The 362-nt window shown below is 67.4% G+C and carries 1 protein-coding gene; it reads left to right on the top strand.

Annotation, left to right across the window (positions count from 1 at the left end):
• A partial coding sequence (locus tag AB4Y92_RS26690) for a molybdopterin-dependent oxidoreductase (protein WP_441822362.1) occupies positions 1 to 362 on the top strand: 362 nt, incomplete at both ends.

Below are 362 nucleotides of genomic sequence, written 5' to 3'. Positions count from 1 at the left end.
CTGCTGAACCCGGGCGCCAGCTATCGCTATAACGGCCAGACCCGGACCTATCCCGAGATCAAGCTGGTCTACTGGGCCGGCGGCAATCCGTTCCACCACCAAGCGGACGACCGCCGCCTGCGCCAGGCTTTTGCCCGGCTCGACACGCTCGTCGTGCATGAACTCGCCTGGACGGCGACGGCGCGCCATGCCGACATCGTGCTGCCCTGCACGATGACGCTGGAGCGCGAGGACATCGGCGGCAGTTCCAACGACCCGCTGCTCGGAGTCGAAGCCGCGATAATAGCCTTTCTCGTCCGGGCGGGAGAGCCCCGGCACGCCCTGGCTCGCGCCGCAGCTGAGATAGCCGCGCTGCTTGATCT

The sequence above is a fragment of the Lysobacter sp. TAB13 genome (genome assembly GCF_052113885.1).
Taxonomy (GTDB): Bacteria; Pseudomonadota; Gammaproteobacteria; order Xanthomonadales; family Xanthomonadaceae; genus Lysobacter; species Lysobacter gummosus.
The sequence above is the reverse complement of the archived record's forward strand: the minus strand, read 5'-3'. Positions and strand labels throughout refer to the sequence as shown.